The following is a 17,813-nucleotide window of genomic DNA, read 5'->3' on the forward strand; positions in this document are numbered from 1 at the left end:
GATAATTTTATGACAAGTTTAGATAATTTTACTAATTTAATAAACCAAATGAGAGAATGGCTTAATAACTTTGATGAAAGCACTATTCCGCAAGACGAACTTCAAGATTTTGCACGCTCAAAGAAAATTCTTAAATATATAGAAGGATATATAAAAAATTTAGATCAGGATTTACTGCCTTATGAATTTTATCAAGAAATCGATAAGATAAATTACATGATTAATAACTATAGAGATTTTAACACTAAATGCAATACGTGCTTAAAAGTTCTAGCTCAGTATTCAAATGTATATATACCTAAAAATCAAGCTCGTGAAACTATATCTGAAATGGTTTCAAGCTACGATAATGCTATAAGAAATGCTTTAAATAATGTTGATTTAGACAAAGTTCAAACTGATGCTAATCAAATAGAAGAAAATAATCAAGAAATAGAGGAGCTAAAAGTTAAAATTTTAGCAAGTAAAGAAAAGTTAGACCAGTACTACGAAGATATTGAATCTTATCAAATAGCATTATTTGAAAAACAAGAAAATAGCGAATTATCAATAGAGCAAGAAATAGAAAATTATATAACTACTCTTTCAAACGATGTTAAAAACACAAAAGAGCTAATAGCTGAAAATTCAAATAAAATAGATGAGATAAGTAAATTCTATGTAAAAATTTTTGGTGAAAAGGGTGATGATGACAAAAGAAGTGGCGGATTAGAACAGCACTTAGATACGATGTTTGCAGAGCTTAAAGAATATGACGATAAAATGAAAGCTAAGCACGATGAATATGATAAAATGATAAAAGGGCTACACGAAAAAGCTACAAATGCCAGTCTTTCAGCTTCTTATCAAGAAGAAAAAAAGGATATAGGTATAATTATTAAATTTTGGAATGGTGGCTTTATTATATGTGTAATTACATTAATCGGATTATCTATTTGGACTTTAGAAGACATTAAAGTATTATTAGCAAATATGGTAGATACAAATGCATTTAATGTTGCATTATTTAGCTTTATTGGTAAATTTGTAATTTCATTGCCTATTATTTGGCTTGCAGTTTTTTGCTCAAATAGACGCAAAGAAGCAGCTAGATTATATCAAGAATACGCACACAAAGTAGCTGTTACTAGCTCATATGCAAGCTATAAAGATCAAATTCAAAATTTAAACGAAGAAAATCAAGAGCTACTTATTAAACTTATGTCATCGGCAATAGATATAATCTCAAAAAATCCAAGTGATTTTATGGATAAAACACAAAATAATAAAACAATAGGTATTGATAGTTTAATTAAAAATTTTAAAGAATTACCACAAGAATTAAAAGATATTATAATTGATAAATTTAGAAGTAGTGCAAAATGATGAATAAAATACCAAAAGGCTGGGAAGTCAAAAAACTGGGGGAAATTTTCAATATTGTTCGTGGTGGTTCTCCACGCCCTATTAAAAGCTATTTAACAGATGATAAAAATGGAATAAATTGGATAAAAATCGGTGATATTGAAACTGGTTCAAAATATATTACACATACAAAACAAAAAATTTTAGCAAGTGGATTAAAAAAAAGTAGAGCCGTCAAAGCAGGAGATTTGCTTTTAACAAATTCAATGAGTTTTGGCAGACCATATATTTCTAAAATAAATGGGGCTGTTCATGATGGTTGGTTGATTTTTGAACCAAAAATTCAAATTTCAAAGGATTATGTTTTTTATTTTTTTAGTAGTAGCGATACATATTCAAAACTTTCAAATTTGGCTGTTGGCTCAACTGTAAAAAATTTACAAATCAATTTTTTAGAAAATTTTGAAATCCCACTTCCACCATTATCAGAGCAAAAGGCTATTGCGGATAAGTTAGATGATAGTTTTGCAAAAATTGAAAATGCTATAACCAATCTAATAAATGCAAAAGAAAATCTAAAACTTTATAAACAAAGCGTGCTTAAATCTGCGTTTAATGGCGATTTGCTACCTAGCACTTCACCTACTCACTGGGAAGTCAAAAAACTGGGGGAAATTATTTCAAAAGAAAAATACTCGATGAAGCGAGGTCCCTTTGGAAGTGCTTTAAAAAAAGAATTTTTTGTTGATAATGGTATAAGGGTTTTTGAACAATATAATCCTATAAATTCAGATCCGCATTGGAAACGATATTTTATAACAAAAGAAAAATTTAAAGAACTTGAAGCATTTAAAGCAAGTGCTGGTGATTTATTGATTAGTTGCTCTGGAACATTAGGAAAAATTTTAGAACTACCGAAAAATACAGAAATAGGGATAATAAATCAAGCTTTATTAAAAATAAAATTAGATCAAAAGCAAATTTTAAATTCTTTTTTTATTCATTATTTTAATTCTAATAAATTTCAAAATTTAATACTTGAAAAAACAATAGGTACAGCTATAAAGAATATAGCTAGTGTTTCAGAATTAAAACAGCTTGAAATTCCTTTGCCAAATTTAACAGAACAAAATTTAATAGTGGCTGAGATAGATAGGAGATTTGCAATAGTGGATAAAACTCTAAATTTGATAGATAAAAGCATTCAAAATGCTAAAAACTTAAAACAAAGTATATTAAAAAAAGCATTTAGTGGAGAGTTAAGGAGTGAAATATGAGCGAAAGTGCGTTAATAGGCAAGGTATGGAATTACGCTAGTATATTAAGAGATAGTGGAGTTAGCTATACAGATTATGTAAGTCAAATTACCTATTTGCTATTTTTAAAAATGGATGATGAGAGAGAGAAATTTTTGGGCGTTGCGTCGCTTTTGCCTTCTCATTGTAAATGGCAAAATTTGTCAAATTTAGATGGAAGTGAGCTAGAAACTGCTTACACCAATGCCCTAAACACTCTATCAAAGCAAAGTGGTATAGTAGGCACTATATACCAAAAAGCTCAAAACAAAATCAACGAACCAGCCAAACTAAAACGGCTAGTAAGCTTAATAGATAATGAAATTTGGCTAGGCTTAGATGTAGATGTCAAAGGGGCGATTTATGAAGGGTTATTACAAAAAAACGCCACCGAAACCAAAGGCGGAGCGGGACAATATTTTACCCCAAGAGCAATAATCAAAGCCATAGTAAGCGTAATGAAGCCACAAATTGGTATGAGTATCAATGACCCAGCGTGTGGAACTGGCGGATTTTTGCTAGAAGCGTATGAGTATATGAGAGCTAGTAGCAAAGATAAAACCAAGCTAGAAAATCTAAAAACAAAAGCACTAAGTGGCACCGATATTTCACCACTAGTTACTAGTCTATGTGCGATGAATTTATATTTACATGATATAGGCGGTGATGAGAGTCCAGTAAAAACAAGCGATAGCCTTTTAAGTCTAGGCGATCAAAGATACGATATGATACTGACAAATCCACCTTTTGGCAAAAAATCATCTACCAAAATTATGGGTGATGATGGCAGCGTAAATACTCAAAGCGAAAGCTATGAAAGAGATGATTTCATAGTAAGCACTTCTAATAAACAGATAAACTTTTTGCAACATATAATGAGCGTGTTAAAAATTGGTGGTAAAGCAGCTGCTATACTACCTGATAATGTGCTATTTGAGGGCGGAGCTGGCGAGAAAGTGAGGCAACGACTTTTAAAGGATTTTAATCTACATACGATTTTGCGTCTGCCTACTGGGATTTTTTACGCACAAGGAGTAAAGGCAAATGTGCTATTTTTTGATAAATTAACTCCAAGTAATGAGCCTAAAACTACTCAAGTATGGGTATATGATCTAAGGACAAATCAAAATTTTACTCTTGTAGAAAATCCACTAAATGATGAGAGTTTGGCTGATTTTATCCAATGCTATGGCGATAATCTAGCTCAAAGAAAACAAAGTGAGAGATTTAAGTGTTTTAGCATAGATGAGATATTAAAGCGAGATAAAACAAACCTCGATATATCGTGGATAAAAGAACAAAGCGTAATAAATAGCGAAAATATAGCAACTCCAGATGAGATATTAGAAGAGATAAAAGCAGATATCGCTGCGGCACTGGGTGAGCTTGAGCAGATTAAGGTTTAAAAATAATAGAGTAAAGAGCAAATTTTAACTTTTTAGCTCTTTACTTAGCATTATATTATCTGTTGTAAAATACTAAATCATTTTAAAAATAAGGATAAATATGTTAAATCTTCTTTTTAAGTCGCTTTTTGCTTTGGCTGTGCTTATAGTATTCATCGCTGGTGTGGTATTTGATGCTAAGTTTTTATCTCAAAATCAGTTTAGCGATAAAGAGCTTAAATTTAATCGCACAATTACACAGAGCGTGGAGTTTATTCCAGATCAATTTAGTGCAAATATTAGCTTAGAATCTACAAATGCTTTGCGTACCAAAGACCAAATAGCTCCAAATGAGCTAGAAATTATCACTGCTACACTTGATAAGGCGTTAAAATTAGCCAAAGATAGTCAAATTTGTAAAGCTTCTACCTACTCAATAAATCCAAGCTATAGCTACAATGATGGTGCTAGAATCATCACCGGACAGCTTATAAACTTTGATATTGGATGTAAATTTGATAAAAATAGCATTGATAAATATGATAACTTAATTACTCAATTAAATACGCTATTAAAAAACAATGAGTTTATAAGCATTAATCTACCAGCCATAACTCCATCAGTATCAGATGCCATATCAACACAAAATAACGAGCTACTACACATTAAAGTATTAAATAACGCTATGCAAAAAGCACAGCTTTACTCAAATGAGCTTGGTAAAAATTGTGTATTAAATAGCGTTGATTTTACCGGAACTAGCCACCCAGCAGTATATGCAAACCTAAAATCAACCCAAACGCCAATAGAGTCCAAACATACCCAAACCCTATCGGCAACAGCCACATATAACTGCAAATAATAAAGCCCCTAAATGGGGCAAATTTAAATTATGAAAGTGCCTTTTTAGCCGCTTCGCTCATACGCTTACCATCGCATGCTGAGCCGATGGACTCTTTGGCTAACTTCATCAATGCACCTAAATCCTTAATCCCATTTAAGTTATTTTGCGCTATCAGCTCGGATATTTTAGTATTTAATTCGTCATCGCTAAGCTGTTTTGGTAGATATCTAGAGATTATCTCTATCTCGCCTAGTTCTTTTTGGGCTAGGTCATCTCTACCGCCGTTTTTATACTGCGTGGCTGATTCATTGCGACGCTTAATCTCGCTTTGTAAAATTGTAAAGATTCTAGCATCATCTAGCTCCACTCTCTCATCAACTTCAATCTGCTTAAATGCCGAGTTTATCATACGCAAGGTATCTCTCTCAAAACTATTTCCAGCTTTCATCGCTGCTTTTATATCATTTAAAATTTGTGCTTTTACGCTCATTTTATCTCCTTTAAATTTAATTTTTTTGCTATAAAAAGACCCTCTCGCAAACCATCATCAATCACTATACACGGGCTAAACCCTACTAAATTTGATAAAATCTCACACCCTTTAACAATCAAATCGGCACGATTTTTACCTACTAGCTCATCTTTATTTGGTGTAGTTTTTAGCAAATTTGCCGCCCAGTTTAAATCTGTATTTTTAATCTGCACTCCATTTATCAAATCTGCTCTATAATTAGCATAATTTAACCCTTGCTTAAGCGCTGCGACTGTTGTAGGTACGCCAGAAGTTAAAATAATATTGTTAAATTTAAACTGCTTAATAAACTCTATAGCTATTGATATCTCAGCCCTCTTATTGCTCTCTAAGGCTGTGATAATCCCAAAGCTAAAACTACGACTTATCTCGCCAAAACTAATCTCTGTACTAGCTCCACCAAGATCGATTAAAAGAGAATCTTTTAGATTAAGATTTAAAATTTTAGCACGATTTTCTACACCTAAACGGGTTAAATATGCTTCAACTTCACCACTAATAATATTAAATTCAATACCAAATTCAGCTCTAATATCCCTAAAAAATTCGCTAGAATTTGACGCTTGTCTAAAAGCCTCAGTCGCTACTGCTATACTAGAGCTAAATGACGTCTCAGTACAAAGCTGAGCCACTGCTGTTCTAATGCGCTCCATAGCATCTGTGGCTAATCCAGTATGGCTTAGCCCACGAGCTGAACCAACTATCCGCTCAAAGCTATAAACGCACTCAAAATTCCCACTACCCAATCTACGCATTTTACAGGCTCTAATCGTGTTGCTTCCAAGATCAATTGCAATCATTTAAATAATCCTTTATAGCCCCTATTTTAAGTCGTTTTAGCTCATCGCCATACGCTTTGCCAGTCGCCTTGATACTGGTGGTATCAATATGCGGTGAGAATTTACAATCATAAATTCCTAAATCCTTTGCCATCTTAATCCTAGCCTTGCTATCAAGTCCAAGCCACTGACAAAGCGGCATATCAAGGGCGATTTTAAGTAGTTCAAATTTACTTACTCGCCTTAAAAATGGCTGTTTATAAGATATAGAATAGCAATTTGGCAAAGCAAGTCTAGAGATAAGAGATTTGCCATCAATAGCGTAATAGTTAATTAAATGGTATAAAAATGAAGCCTTGTGAGTGTGAATTTTATTTGAAATTTGTTGTATAAATCGCTCATCAAACTCCACGCCAAAAAGCTTTAAATCTAGCCCAAGCTCACTAAGTAACTCCATTGCATGTCTTTTAAATTTAGCTATAAAAAACTTTTCAAGCTCTAAATATATGCGGTTAGCACTTAAATCGCTTATATCTATTTTTTGCATAATCTTAAGACTATCGCTATTACAAACCAAATCAAATCTAGCAGCAAACTGAACTCCACGAAGTACTCGTAAACTATCATCGCTAAAAGTTTTAGGGTTAGTAACTCTTAATCTTTTAGCCATTAAATCACTCACGCCACCCCAAAAATCCAATACCTCACCGCTAAATATATTTACCATAATTGAATTTATTGTAAAATCTCTGCGTGCGCTAGCTATGCGTTCATCATTGCAATACTCTACACTAAAACCCTTATGACCATATCCGCTTTTAGATTCAGTTCGTGGTAAACTTAGATCATAGTTTTTTAACTTATAGACAAAATAGCTCTTACCCACACCTACAGCACCACACTCTTGCATCAGGGCATCAAATTTATCTGGCGTAATATCGTAAATCTCAATATCATAATCTTTTGAGCCAATTCCTAGTATAGCATCACGCACCGATCCGCCAACTAAGTAGGCTCGTTTTGTATGGTTTAAAAGTAATTTTTTAAGTTCGTCAAAATCGCTATTTTGAGAGATTTGATAGCCTATTGTCGATACTAGCAAGCATAAATTCCAAAAATTTAATCGTCATATCCATCCTAAATTCCCTATTGCTACTATCAGCGCTATTTAGCCCCTCAAATAGCACGCCAATTCTCTCTTTTAGCCCTTGTAGATATAACATCTCGCTTGATCCAAGATTTTTTTGTGCTTGTGGTCTTGTCTGGGCTTGTGGTTGGAGTTGCGGCTTTGGCTGCGGTCTTGATCTTAATGGTTCTGAAGTATCCATAGATGCGACTCTAGAAGCTAGCATCTCCTTTATCTCCATAGCATTTTTCTTAGCAGCCTCTTTTTGCGCTATAGTTTGAGCTTTAAACTGAGGCTGCATAGTTTGACGAGGTTCTTGATTAAAATCAAACTCACGCCTTAACTCATTAGATTCATCATTATCGCTTGCTTCTTCAACGATAAAGCCATTTTTAGCCACAGCACTGCTTGTGCCTTGTAGTTGAGCATTTACCTCATCAATAGTAAGCTTGGCAATATCTTCTAATCTCATATCTTTATCAACCACCTTTTAAATTCTCTTATACCAGCATCATCGTTTTCTTTTAAATTTAGATAAAACTCTAGCATCTGTTCATTTGTCTCGCCATTTTTGCGCTTTAGACCACTTAGCCGTCTAATAGCTGAGCGTGCTTCTTGATTGTTTGGATCACGCATTAAAATATTTTTATAAACCTCTAGAGCCTCATCTCTTAGCCCTTGATTTTCGTAAATCAGAGCCTCTGTAATTGTGCCTCTCATTGTTTTTTGATATAGTCACTAATAATTGAGCCGATTTCACTAGTTGTACAGATCTCAACTGCGTCAAATTTAGCGATATCTTTGGTTCTATAGCCATCTTTTAATACAGCTTTTATAGCGTTTTCTATGCAGTTTGCTGCTTCATTTTCGCCTAAGGCATATCTTAACATCATTGCAGCTGAAAGAATCATAGCTATAGGATTAGCAATACCTTGTCCAGCTATGTCTGGAGCACTTCCATGGATTGGCTCATAGATTCCTACATCACCACCCATTGAAGCACTTGGAAGAAGACCAATAGAGCCACAAACCATACTAGCCTCATCGCTTAAAATATCTCCAAATAAATTTTCAGTCAAAATAACATCAAATCCAGTTGGATATCGTACAAGCTGCATAGCTGCATTATCTACATACATATACTCAAGCGTTACATCTGGGTAATTTTGTGCTACTTTTGCTGTTACTTCACGCCATAATTGACTAGTTTCAAGTACATTTGCCTTATCTACCATACAAACTTTTTTACGTCTTTTCATCGCTGCTTCAAAGGCAATTTTAGCAATTCTTTCAATCTCGCTAACTGTATAAGTCATTGTGTTATAGGCTCTATCTTCGAGCTTTTCTCTAGGCTGACCAAAGTATAATCCACCAGTTAGCTCTCTAACAACTAAGATATCTACACCCTTTATAACCTCAGCTTTTAATGTTGAGGCGTTAATAAGCTCATCATATATCATTGCTGGACGCAAATTTGCATATGCGTTTAGTGATTTTCTAAGCTTTAATAGCCCACTCTCTGGGCGAAGATGTCTAGGTAGATTATCCCATTTCTCACCACCAATCGCACCAAAAAGTACCGCATCGCTCTTTCTAGCACCATTTAACGTCTCATCAGGAAGAGGCTCACCAAAGACATCTATTGCTGCCCCACCCATCAAATAGTACTCATAATTTAATTCAAAATTAAATTTAGCACTCACACTATCAAGAACCTTTATAGCCTCATCAGCGATCTCTGGGCCGATTCCATCGCCTTTTATTACACAAATATTATAACTTTTCATAAATATCCTTAAAGAGTGCTTTTAGCGTAGTTAATTAGTCCGCCAGACTTTACTAGTTCTTGCATAAATTCAGGAATTGGTTCAAATTTATACTCGCAATTTTGGCTTAAATTTTTAATAATTCCACCACTATAATCAATTTCTAATTCATCGCCTTCATTAATGCTATCAGTTTGAGCGCACTCAAGTATCAATAGACCTGTATTAAAGCTATTTCTATAAAAAATCCTAGCAAATGATTTAGCGATTACGACACTTATTCCAGCTGCTTTAATCGCTATTGGAGCGTGTTCACGACTACTTCCACAACCAAAGTTTTCACCAGCTACAATGCAATCGCCAACTTTTACTTTTGAGCTAAAATCTTTATCTGCATCTTCCATTACATACTTAGCTAAAATTTCTGGATCGCTAGTATTTAGGTATCTAGCTGCTATTATGACATCTGTGTCAATATTATCACCGAATTTCCATACTTTTGACATATTTTTCCTTGATAAAATTTTAGGTTGTATTATAACAAATTAACCTTAATCCCTAGCTTTAATGTGTTCTTGGTTGAAATTTTCTTCCATTTTTTGGATTTCAGCGCTTCCGCTTCTATAAATTTCATTATCTACTTTTAGCTCTTTTTGGCTAATTTTGTTATCATAATTTACATTACTTAAAATATGCTTAAATACATTTATTCTAGCCTTTTTCTTATCATTGCTTACAATGATTGACCAAGGCGCATATGGAGTATTTGAAGCTAATAGCATTGAGTATTTAGCAATTGTATATTGATCCCATAATTCTTGACTCTTTTCATCAACTGGTGAGAGTTTATACTGTTTTAATGGGTCAGTGTTGCGCTCTTTAAAGCGTCTTTTTTGCTCATCTTTTGATACTGAGAAATAAAACTTAAATAAAATAATCCCTGAGCTTACTATCATCTCTTCAAATTTAGGAACTTGGCGTAAAAACTCCCTATGCTCTTCTTGCGTACAAAATCCCATAACAGGCTCAACTCCAGCTCTGTTATACCAGCTTCTATCAAAGATTACAATCTCTCCAGCGCTTGGCAAATGATCAACATAGCGTTGGAAATACCACTGAGTTCTTTCAACATCACTTGGTTTTTCAAGCGCAACCACACGACATCCCCTTGGGTTTACGTGTTCGATTAATCTTTTTATCGTACCGCCCTTACCAGAAGCATCACGACCCTCAAAAATTATTAAGACTTTTAAGCCCTCTTTTTTAACATATGTTTGAAATTTTAAAAATTCAACCTGAAGTTTTTTAAGCTCTTCTTCATATTTTAGTTTTGATTTTTTGACTTTAATGGTTACAAAATCTTCTTGGATACTCAATGTATTACCTCCGTAGATAAAAATTTTAATATTCTATAATTTTTTATATTAAATTTAGCAAAAATTTAATATAAAAAGACAAAAATGCAACTATATTTTTTAAGCTAAAAATTAGGCTAAAAGCCCAGATTTTAGTTCGCTATATTTTTGCTCACCACATAGCTCACGAACAAGCATTAAAGCAAACTCCATAGCCGTAGCTGGACCTCTTGAGGTGATGATATTTCCATCTATTACGACATTTTTATCAGCCCTATATCCAGCGTGATTTACTGTATCTTCAAATCCTGGATAACAAGTATAATGCTCACCTAAAACCTCAGCAGTGCTAAGCGCCCAAGGAGCTGCACAAATAGCTGCTAACTTCTTGTTATTTGCTTTGGCTTCTTTTAATTTTTGACCAAGTTTATCACTTTTGGCTAGATACTCTGCTCCAGGAAGCCCTCCAGGTAAAACAATCATATCAGCACTGACAAAATCATACTCATTAAATAATACATCAGCTCTTAGGCTTACGCCATGCGCACCGATTACTTCTAAAGAGTTATCAAGTGCTACCATACTAGTCTCTACACCAGCTCTGCGTAAAATATCAACCACGCTAAGCGCTTCAATCTCTTCAAAACCATTTGCCATCATCACAGCTACTTTTGCCATTTTTTCTCCTTTATTAATTGATTGAATAGTATATTATTTTTTGATTTGCTAAGGAGCAAATTTTATAGTTTGCTCCATAAATTTGTTCTAATAAAATCTCATTTATTATCTCACTTTTGCCAAATGCTAAAGCCTTTCCACCTTTAATAGCTAAAACCTTAGAGGCAAACCAAAATATATGATTTGGCTCATGACTACAAATTATTATAATTTTACCATTTTTTGCTAAGGCGTGCATAGTTTTCCAAATCAAAATTTGATTATTAAAATCTAACGCACTAGTTGGCTCATCTAAAATCATTATAGGCGAGTCTTGGGCTATGGCTCTAGCTATTAATCCTAGCTGCTTTTGTCCGCCACTAAGAGAGCTAAAACTCTTATCTTTTAAAGGTAAAATTCCCACAATATCCATAGCGTTTTCTACAGCTTTTATATCATCTTTACTAAAACCAAAAACTCCGCCAAAATGCGGCCTTTTTCCCATTAAGACCATATCAAAAAGAGTATAATTAAATGGTAGATTATGGGCTTGGGGAACATAGGATATTAATCTTGAAATTTGACTAATTTTAAGACTTTTAAACTCACTTCCAAATATTTTATACTCATAATAACTAGCATTTAAAAATCCCAAAAGAGAGCGTATCAATGTGGTTTTACCGCTACCATTTGATCCCATCAATCCAAGCAAATCCCCACGCTCAAGCTCAAATGAAATTCCACACAAAATTTGGTTATTTCCATAGCTAAATTTAAGATTTTCAACTACAAATTTATCCAAATAGTTTTGCACTTCTAACCTTTAAAATCCATAGTAAAAACGGCGCCCCAAGTAGCGAAACAATAATCCCTACAGGAATTTCTCCGCTGCTTAGTGTCCTAGATAAAGTATCACAAAGCAGCAAATAAATCGCTCCCATCAGTCCAGCTACAGGTAAAATCACTCTATTATCAGCACCTACTAGCATTCTAGCAGCATGCGGCATCATTAATCCAATCCATGCTATAATCCCTACACTTGCTACGCTTAAAGCACTAAGCAAAGTTGCTATAACGATAAAAATAGCTTTATAAATTTGTGGATTTACACCTAGTGATCTAGCCTCTTCATCGCCAAGGCTAAGCAAATTTAGCTTCCACGAAAGAGCAAAAGCAATGATAAAACACGGTATACCAAATAGCCCATTTACAGCTATATCATCCCAACTAGCGTGATATAGTCCACCCATCATCCAAAATGTAATCTCTCTTAATTGAGCATCCTCGCTTAAATACTTCATAATTCCAACAAGCGAGCTAAAAATCGCCCCCACAATAACCCCTGAAAGTACAAGCGCAACACTATTTGTAACACCTCTTTCAAAAGCTAAAGTATAGGCTAAAAATACCGCCAAAAGTCCAAAAGTAAAAGCACTAAGCTCAAGTGAAAAAAAGATGCTTGGCAATAAAATCGCAAGACTAGCCCCAAAGCTAGCCCCAGAACTAGCCCCTAAGATAAATGGCTCAACTAAAGGATTTCTAAAAATACTTTGATAAATCGCTCCAGCACACGCTAAAGAAACTCCTACTAAAATCGCTATTAAAATCCTAGGCACTCTAAGATTCCATACCACAATCTCTCCAGTTGCACTTAGCTCTCCTATTCCAAAAAGCTTATAAGCAATCACGCCCATCACATCGGCTACGCTTAGAGATAAATTTCCACTAAGCAAGGCAAAAATTGATGCGCAAATTAATAAAACAAAGAGCAAAACTACAACTAAAAAAACTCTCAAAACTGCTCAGTCCAATCCAAAATTTGTGCTGAACGAAGCATTTTAGCAGCCTCTATATCTACCCCATATAATTTTTGGTAAAACTCTAGCGCAAAGTTGCCAATATTTATATCAGTAAATTTATCTGGATGCGCTGCTTTTGCAATTATTAAAAGCTCCAAAGGATATTCTAGACGCCTTGAGCAGTTCATCGGCGTCCATGGAAGTGAATATACTCGTTTTTGGCGTACAGCCTTTAGCTCTCGTAAATTAGCATAACTCTCATTTTCATAAAGTTCAAATGTTGGATGATAGCCATTATATGTAGGTAGCAATATAACATCAGGTTCAAGCGCATATATCTGTTCTGCACTAATCATTACCCTAGAACCTTTAGCCAAATTAAATGCGTTTTGAGCATTTATAGTAGTAGTTAAAAGCTGAGATTCTGGAGTATCAATGCCATATGTGATGCCACTAGCACCATTTTTCTTAGCTGCTAGACTTAGGCCTAGATATAGCATTTTTGGCTGATTTGTAGCAGTTTGGGTGCGAGATTTTATTAAATTCTCAATCCCAACTAAATACTCATAGAGTTTTAAGGTTTGCTCACTCTTTCCAAAAATCTCACCAATGATTCTCATTTCATCTTTTATCGTAGCTAAATTTTTAGTATATGTAGGCGAGTATAGTACAACTAAAGGAATTTTGGAGGCTTCTAGTATAGATAATGTTTTTTCTAATGCCGCCTTATCTGCTCCACCAATAGTACAATCCCCTACTCGAACTATAATAAGTTGCGGGGCTGATTGCATTAGGGTTTCATAGTTGATAATATTGCCTTGAGGTGAGTTAAAGCATGGCAAAGTATCAAGCCATGGATGCATAGCTCTCATAGTATTTAATCCAGTAAATTCAAGCTCTTCGTTTATGCCTTTAATCTTATATCTATAATCACGCTTTAGCGACCAAGACGCAATTGCGCTGACTCTGCGAATCTCACCAAGGTGAGTCATAACACTCTCAACAAAGCCATCGCTAATAGTAGCTATTCTATTTAAATTTGATGGAATTTGTACGGTTTTACCACGCATATCAGTAACGCTAATACCAAAAGCATAGCTAGCTAAAAATATAAAAAAAATGATAAATTTCACAAAAACTCCTTAAAATAAATGTAAGATTATATCTTTTAATAATTAAATTTAGGCTAAAAAGCCTAAATTTATGAAGTAGGTTTTAATTAAAATCTTTTACCAAATGTAACTGAGAGATTATAATTATCACTAGTTGTAGCAAACTCGCTACCAATGCCAAATTTAGCAAAATAACCACTATTAAAGGCGTATTCAGCTCCAACGCCAAGATTTAACCTATTTTTATCTAAGTGATATCTTTGACTAAATTTTTGCCCCTTAAAATCATTAAACTCAGCACTAGCGTCCATATCGTAGCCATCTAGCATTCTTTCATAAATAATATAACCTGTATATCTACTTTTTTCATCGCTACCTTCATAGGCTAAATTTAACCCCAAGCCAACTGTGTATAAATCGTGATTTATATTATCGTAATTTTTAGCAAATATACCACCGCTTTCTTTAAAGCTCTCTTGATAAATTTTACCATAGCCTAAATATCCAAGCGGAGTAACAACAATACTATAATGCCTAAAATCCTTAGCTACACCAAGTTGCAAGCTACTGCTATAACTCTTATAATCGCTACTTAAGGTATTAGCTACTATACGCTCATTTTCATTAAATGAAACCATAAACGAACCGCCACTAAGGAGCTTAAAGCTCTCAAAATCGTGAGTATAATTTAATGCTATATCAAAATTTGAACTCTTAGCTGTTGCACCAATATCAAAATCCAAGCTAGACTTACTAGCCCCAACTCCATAAGATATAATCCCATCATCTAATTTATGAGCTAAATTCACACTTACGCCGCTTTGATATCCATCAAATCCATTGCCATTATATCTTTTATAAGTTGGATTGATATACCAATAATTTTTTGGTTTTAAACTATCAAATCCCAAATCTATAGCATAATCACTAGCCACAGACGCGACAAAAATTCCACTATCGTATGGATTTGAGTTATAAGAAAATAGAGTTGAACTTACTGGATTTATGCTAAAGAGCATATTGTTTTGGTAAAAACTAGTGTGATTTTGCGTAATAATTGATGTTAAATCAAATACAGAATTACCCTCTATACGGCTCATAGTCTCTTGATATGTATTAGAATCGCTACTATCAAGGGTATTGAAAAATTGATTATATTTACTACTTAAATTTACATTACTTCTGATATTTCTCATAGTTTGACTAAGCGTAGTAGAGTTGCTATTGTAAGCATTTGGTTTAACTACAGGAGTTACTATTATGCTTCCGCTATTTTGGTTATTATTAGGGGTTTGCCCAGTGTTGTTGTTTTGGTTGTTTTGGTTATTATTAGGAGCTTGTTGGTTATTGTTTTGATTATTATTTGGCTCACTAGGGGCAACTGGCTGTGATGGTGTATTTGGTTGTTCTGATTGCGGTGGGGTTACATTCTCACTAGATGGTGGGTTGCTTGGCGAAGTTGTGCCACCTTGAGAGCTATTTGAGCTTTGAGAACCACTATTTTGGCTATTGCTAGGGGATTGCTGATTGCCATTTTGTTGGTTGTTTTGGTTGTTTTGGTTGTTTTGGTTATTATTAGGAGCTTGTTGGTTATTGTTTTGATTATTATTTGGCTCACTAGGGGCAACTGGTTGTGATGGTGTATTTGGTTGTTCTGATTGCGGTGGGGTTACATTCTCACTAGATGGTGGAGTTGGGTTTTGCGGATTAGATGGCACCTCGGTTTCATGGATTGGCGGTATGGAGATTGGATCTTTATTTATCGTAGTTTTATCGCTATCAAGCTTAATCTCAAAACTAATACTATTATTACTAGCTATCTCAACATTAGCAAAATTACCTATATGAGTAGCCAAACCACCTAATTGAATTTTAATCTCTTTATTAACTGTGTAATACTGCGCTAATGGATTATACTCCAAATTTCCACCACTAATGCTATAATCTTTAGCAATTAATTGCGAGTTATCATCATTGCCAAAATCCAAAATAAGCTTTGAATTTTGGCCTGTTTGCGAGTATGTGCCATCAACGACTAAATCGCTTAAATCCTCATTGCCAGGGCGAATGATTGAGTTATCGTTGGTTAAATTTTGCTTAATAACCCCATTACCGCTTAAGGTTGAGCCACTATTTACATAGACACTTCCGGCTATTTGTGCTGTTTTACTATCTTTGCTTAGTAGTCTTATACCACCAGCATTTATAACAGTAGCACCCTCATAGCTATTGGCACCACTTAAGGTTAAGACTCCATTGCCTGATTTGATAAGTCCTACATTTAGATTATCTAATTTTTTAGGCAAATTATATGCTTCGGGGTTGTGAGTGGCGGCTTCCCATTTTCTTTGGCTTATATCGTTGCTAAACTCAGTATCATTTCCCTTAGTATCTAGCGAGTAATATACCGCAGTTTCGCCATACTGACTACTTACATCAGCATCGCTTAATCTATTTGCATCTAAGATTCCTATACCTTTTAAAGCCTTATCAATATCCAAAATTCCTTGACCAAATAGATCCTCTTTCGTAACCTCTTGAACCCATGGATAGTCATCATCATCGATAGCTGCCATACCACTCATACGATCATATTTCCAGCCAGATTCCCAATAATTAGATATTCTTAAATCCGTCTCAACAGCTTTTTCATCTATACTGCCATCTTCTTTTCTTGGAATTTTATTATCTATATAAAATACTGTGTATTTCTTTGTGCCAAAACAAAGAACATTACCATCGCAAAGAGATTTTCCAGTTACAGTTTCTTTTACTATAATTTTAGGCGCTATATAATCTTTATTAGCAGTAGAGAGCAAGGTATCTGCTATCTGTTTGCCACTCATAAATGGGAATTTTTGAGCTACCAAAGCAGCGGCGCCAGTTACCATAGGGGCTGCCATAGATGTGCCGCTAGAGACTCTATATTGATTTCTATCTAAGCGATTAAATATATCATCATACACATTATAGCTAGCATTTACGCTATTGATATTTGTCCCAGGTGCTGCTAAACTAAAGTTATAAACACCTTTTAATCCATTAGCATATGTAGTAGCAGCACTTACATAGTTTCCATTATCGTAAGTAGTCATCACAAATTTGCCATCACTATCTTTGCTAATTTGTGAGCTATCTAGGGCTGTTACTACAATTATAGATCTGATCTCTTCATCATAGTATGGGGCTAAAGCCATAATCCCAGGAGATATAATCCCCTCATTACCAGAGGCAAAAACGCTAAGAATTTGCTTCTCTTTAGATAGCTTTATAAGATCACTTGCAGTTGAATCTCTTTGAATTAACGGGATATAATCATTTGGATTATTAGCATTTTTTAGAAATGAAATCGATGAACTAGTAAGCGAATTCAATCCAGATAGCGGATAAACCGTGGCATTCCAACTATTATTAATAGCTGCGATATTTTTATCCTTAAAATACTCATATACATTTGGGGCTGTAAAACTAGATGAGCCATCAGTATTATGCCCTGTTATCTGAACGCCATAAGCCTTGGCATCTGTAGCGATTCCGCCTATTTTGCCATCAGGCTTAGCTAGTATAATCCCAGCTACATGGCTACCATGAGTATCAACTAAAAAATTTGGAGTATAAACGCTATTTCCATAATTAGAATAAATCTGTTCTTGAATTTGCCCTGATAAGCTAGGGTGATCTTTATTTATCGCACTATCGATAACCCCAACAAATACGCCATCACCGCTTACGCTTTTATCATTATAATTGATAAGCTCAAAATCTGTAACACCAAACAGATATATAGGAAGAATAAACGATAATTTGATTGATTTCATA

At 34.4% G+C, this 17,813-nt stretch carries 17 protein-coding genes; 4 read left to right on the forward strand and 13 right to left on the reverse strand.

The window, feature by feature from the left end; genetic code table 11:
• The first annotated feature begins 9 nt into the window (after positions 1-9).
• The 4 genes from CIGNP109_RS04220 to CIGNP109_RS04240 all read left to right on the forward strand — a co-directional run bounded on the left by CIGNP109_RS04220 (position 10) and on the right by CIGNP109_RS04240 (position 4,886).
• Complete coding sequence (locus tag CIGNP109_RS04220; RefSeq protein WP_086228327.1) at positions 10-1,365, forward strand: hypothetical protein; 1,356 nt, start codon at positions 10-12, stop codon at positions 1,363-1,365.
• On the forward strand, positions 1,362-2,621 hold the full coding sequence (locus CIGNP109_RS08605; protein WP_236847553.1) for a restriction endonuclease subunit S: 1,260 nt from the start codon (positions 1,362-1,364) through the stop codon (positions 2,619-2,621). The genes CIGNP109_RS04220 and CIGNP109_RS08605 overlap by 4 nt, the downstream gene beginning before the upstream one ends.
• Positions 2,618-4,045 (forward strand): type I restriction-modification system subunit M, encoded by a 1,428-nt coding sequence (locus CIGNP109_RS04235; RefSeq protein WP_086228328.1) that lies wholly within the window; start codon positions 2,618-2,620, stop codon positions 4,043-4,045. Before CIGNP109_RS08605 ends, CIGNP109_RS04235 begins: the two co-directional genes overlap by 4 nt.
• Before the next feature lie 100 nt (positions 4,046-4,145).
• Positions 4,146-4,886 (forward strand): SIMPL domain-containing protein, encoded by a 741-nt coding sequence (locus CIGNP109_RS04240; protein WP_086226029.1) that lies wholly within the window; start codon positions 4,146-4,148, stop codon positions 4,884-4,886.
• Positions 4,887-4,914: 28 nt separating this feature from the next.
• On the opposite strand, the gene CIGNP109_RS04245 is transcribed toward CIGNP109_RS04240, so the two are convergent.
• The 13 genes from CIGNP109_RS04245 to CIGNP109_RS04305 form a co-directional block, all read right to left on the reverse strand.
• Positions 4,915-5,358 (reverse strand): GatB/YqeY domain-containing protein, encoded by a 444-nt coding sequence (locus CIGNP109_RS04245; RefSeq protein ID WP_086228329.1) that lies wholly within the window; start codon positions 5,356-5,358, stop codon positions 4,915-4,917.
• Complete coding sequence (locus tag CIGNP109_RS04250) at positions 5,355-6,200, reverse strand: Ppx/GppA phosphatase family protein (RefSeq protein ID WP_086228330.1); 846 nt, start codon at positions 6,198-6,200, stop codon at positions 5,355-5,357. The genes CIGNP109_RS04245 and CIGNP109_RS04250 overlap by 4 nt, the downstream gene beginning before the upstream one ends.
• Positions 6,187-7,281 (reverse strand): CCA tRNA nucleotidyltransferase, encoded by a 1,095-nt coding sequence (locus CIGNP109_RS04255; RefSeq protein WP_086228331.1) that lies wholly within the window; start codon positions 7,279-7,281, stop codon positions 6,187-6,189. The genes CIGNP109_RS04250 and CIGNP109_RS04255 overlap by 14 nt, the downstream gene beginning before the upstream one ends.
• Positions 7,241-7,777, reverse strand: coding sequence for a CiaD-like domain-containing protein (locus tag CIGNP109_RS04260; protein WP_086228332.1), 537 nt, complete (start codon positions 7,775-7,777; stop codon positions 7,241-7,243). The genes CIGNP109_RS04255 and CIGNP109_RS04260 overlap by 41 nt, the downstream gene beginning before the upstream one ends.
• Positions 7,774-8,025, reverse strand: coding sequence for a hypothetical protein (locus CIGNP109_RS04265; protein WP_086224919.1), 252 nt, complete (start codon positions 8,023-8,025; stop codon positions 7,774-7,776). The genes CIGNP109_RS04260 and CIGNP109_RS04265 overlap by 4 nt, the downstream gene beginning before the upstream one ends.
• Positions 8,022-9,092 carry a 3-isopropylmalate dehydrogenase gene (leuB, locus tag CIGNP109_RS04270; protein WP_086224920.1) on the reverse strand — a complete coding sequence of 357 codons (1,071 nt, stop codon included), beginning with the start codon at positions 9,090-9,092 and terminating at the stop codon, positions 8,022-8,024. The genes CIGNP109_RS04265 and leuB overlap by 4 nt, the downstream gene beginning before the upstream one ends.
• Before the next feature lie 8 nt (positions 9,093-9,100).
• Positions 9,101-9,577 carry a 3-isopropylmalate dehydratase small subunit gene (locus CIGNP109_RS04275; RefSeq protein ID WP_086228333.1) on the reverse strand — a complete coding sequence of 159 codons (477 nt, stop codon included), beginning with the start codon at positions 9,575-9,577 and terminating at the stop codon, positions 9,101-9,103.
• A gap of 45 nt (positions 9,578-9,622) precedes the next feature.
• Complete coding sequence (ppk2, locus tag CIGNP109_RS04280) at positions 9,623-10,447, reverse strand: polyphosphate kinase 2 (protein ID WP_179187284.1); 825 nt, start codon at positions 10,445-10,447, stop codon at positions 9,623-9,625.
• A gap of 111 nt (positions 10,448-10,558) precedes the next feature.
• Positions 10,559-11,104, reverse strand: coding sequence for a DJ-1 family glyoxalase III (locus tag CIGNP109_RS04285; protein WP_086224922.1), 546 nt, complete (start codon positions 11,102-11,104; stop codon positions 10,559-10,561).
• A 13-nt stretch (positions 11,105-11,117) separates the two neighbouring features.
• Positions 11,118-11,897, reverse strand: coding sequence for an ABC transporter ATP-binding protein (locus CIGNP109_RS04290; RefSeq protein WP_236847554.1), 780 nt, complete (start codon positions 11,895-11,897; stop codon positions 11,118-11,120).
• Positions 11,878-12,879, reverse strand: a complete 1,002-nt coding sequence (locus tag CIGNP109_RS04295; protein ID WP_086228334.1) for a FecCD family ABC transporter permease — start codon at positions 12,877-12,879, stop codon at positions 11,878-11,880. The genes CIGNP109_RS04290 and CIGNP109_RS04295 overlap by 20 nt, the downstream gene beginning before the upstream one ends.
• Complete coding sequence (locus CIGNP109_RS04300; RefSeq protein ID WP_236847555.1) at positions 12,876-14,015, reverse strand: ABC transporter substrate-binding protein; 1,140 nt, start codon at positions 14,013-14,015, stop codon at positions 12,876-12,878. Before CIGNP109_RS04300 ends, CIGNP109_RS04295 begins: the two co-directional genes overlap by 4 nt.
• Positions 14,016-14,101: 86 nt before the next feature.
• On the reverse strand, positions 14,102-17,812 hold the full coding sequence (locus CIGNP109_RS04305) for a S8 family serine peptidase (protein ID WP_086228335.1): 3,711 nt from the start codon (positions 17,810-17,812) through the stop codon (positions 14,102-14,104).
• Position 17,813: the final 1 nt, after the last annotated feature.

This window comes from Campylobacter sp. P0109 (genome assembly GCF_002138755.1).
Lineage (GTDB): Bacteria > Campylobacterota > Campylobacteria > Campylobacterales > Campylobacteraceae > Campylobacter > Campylobacter devanensis.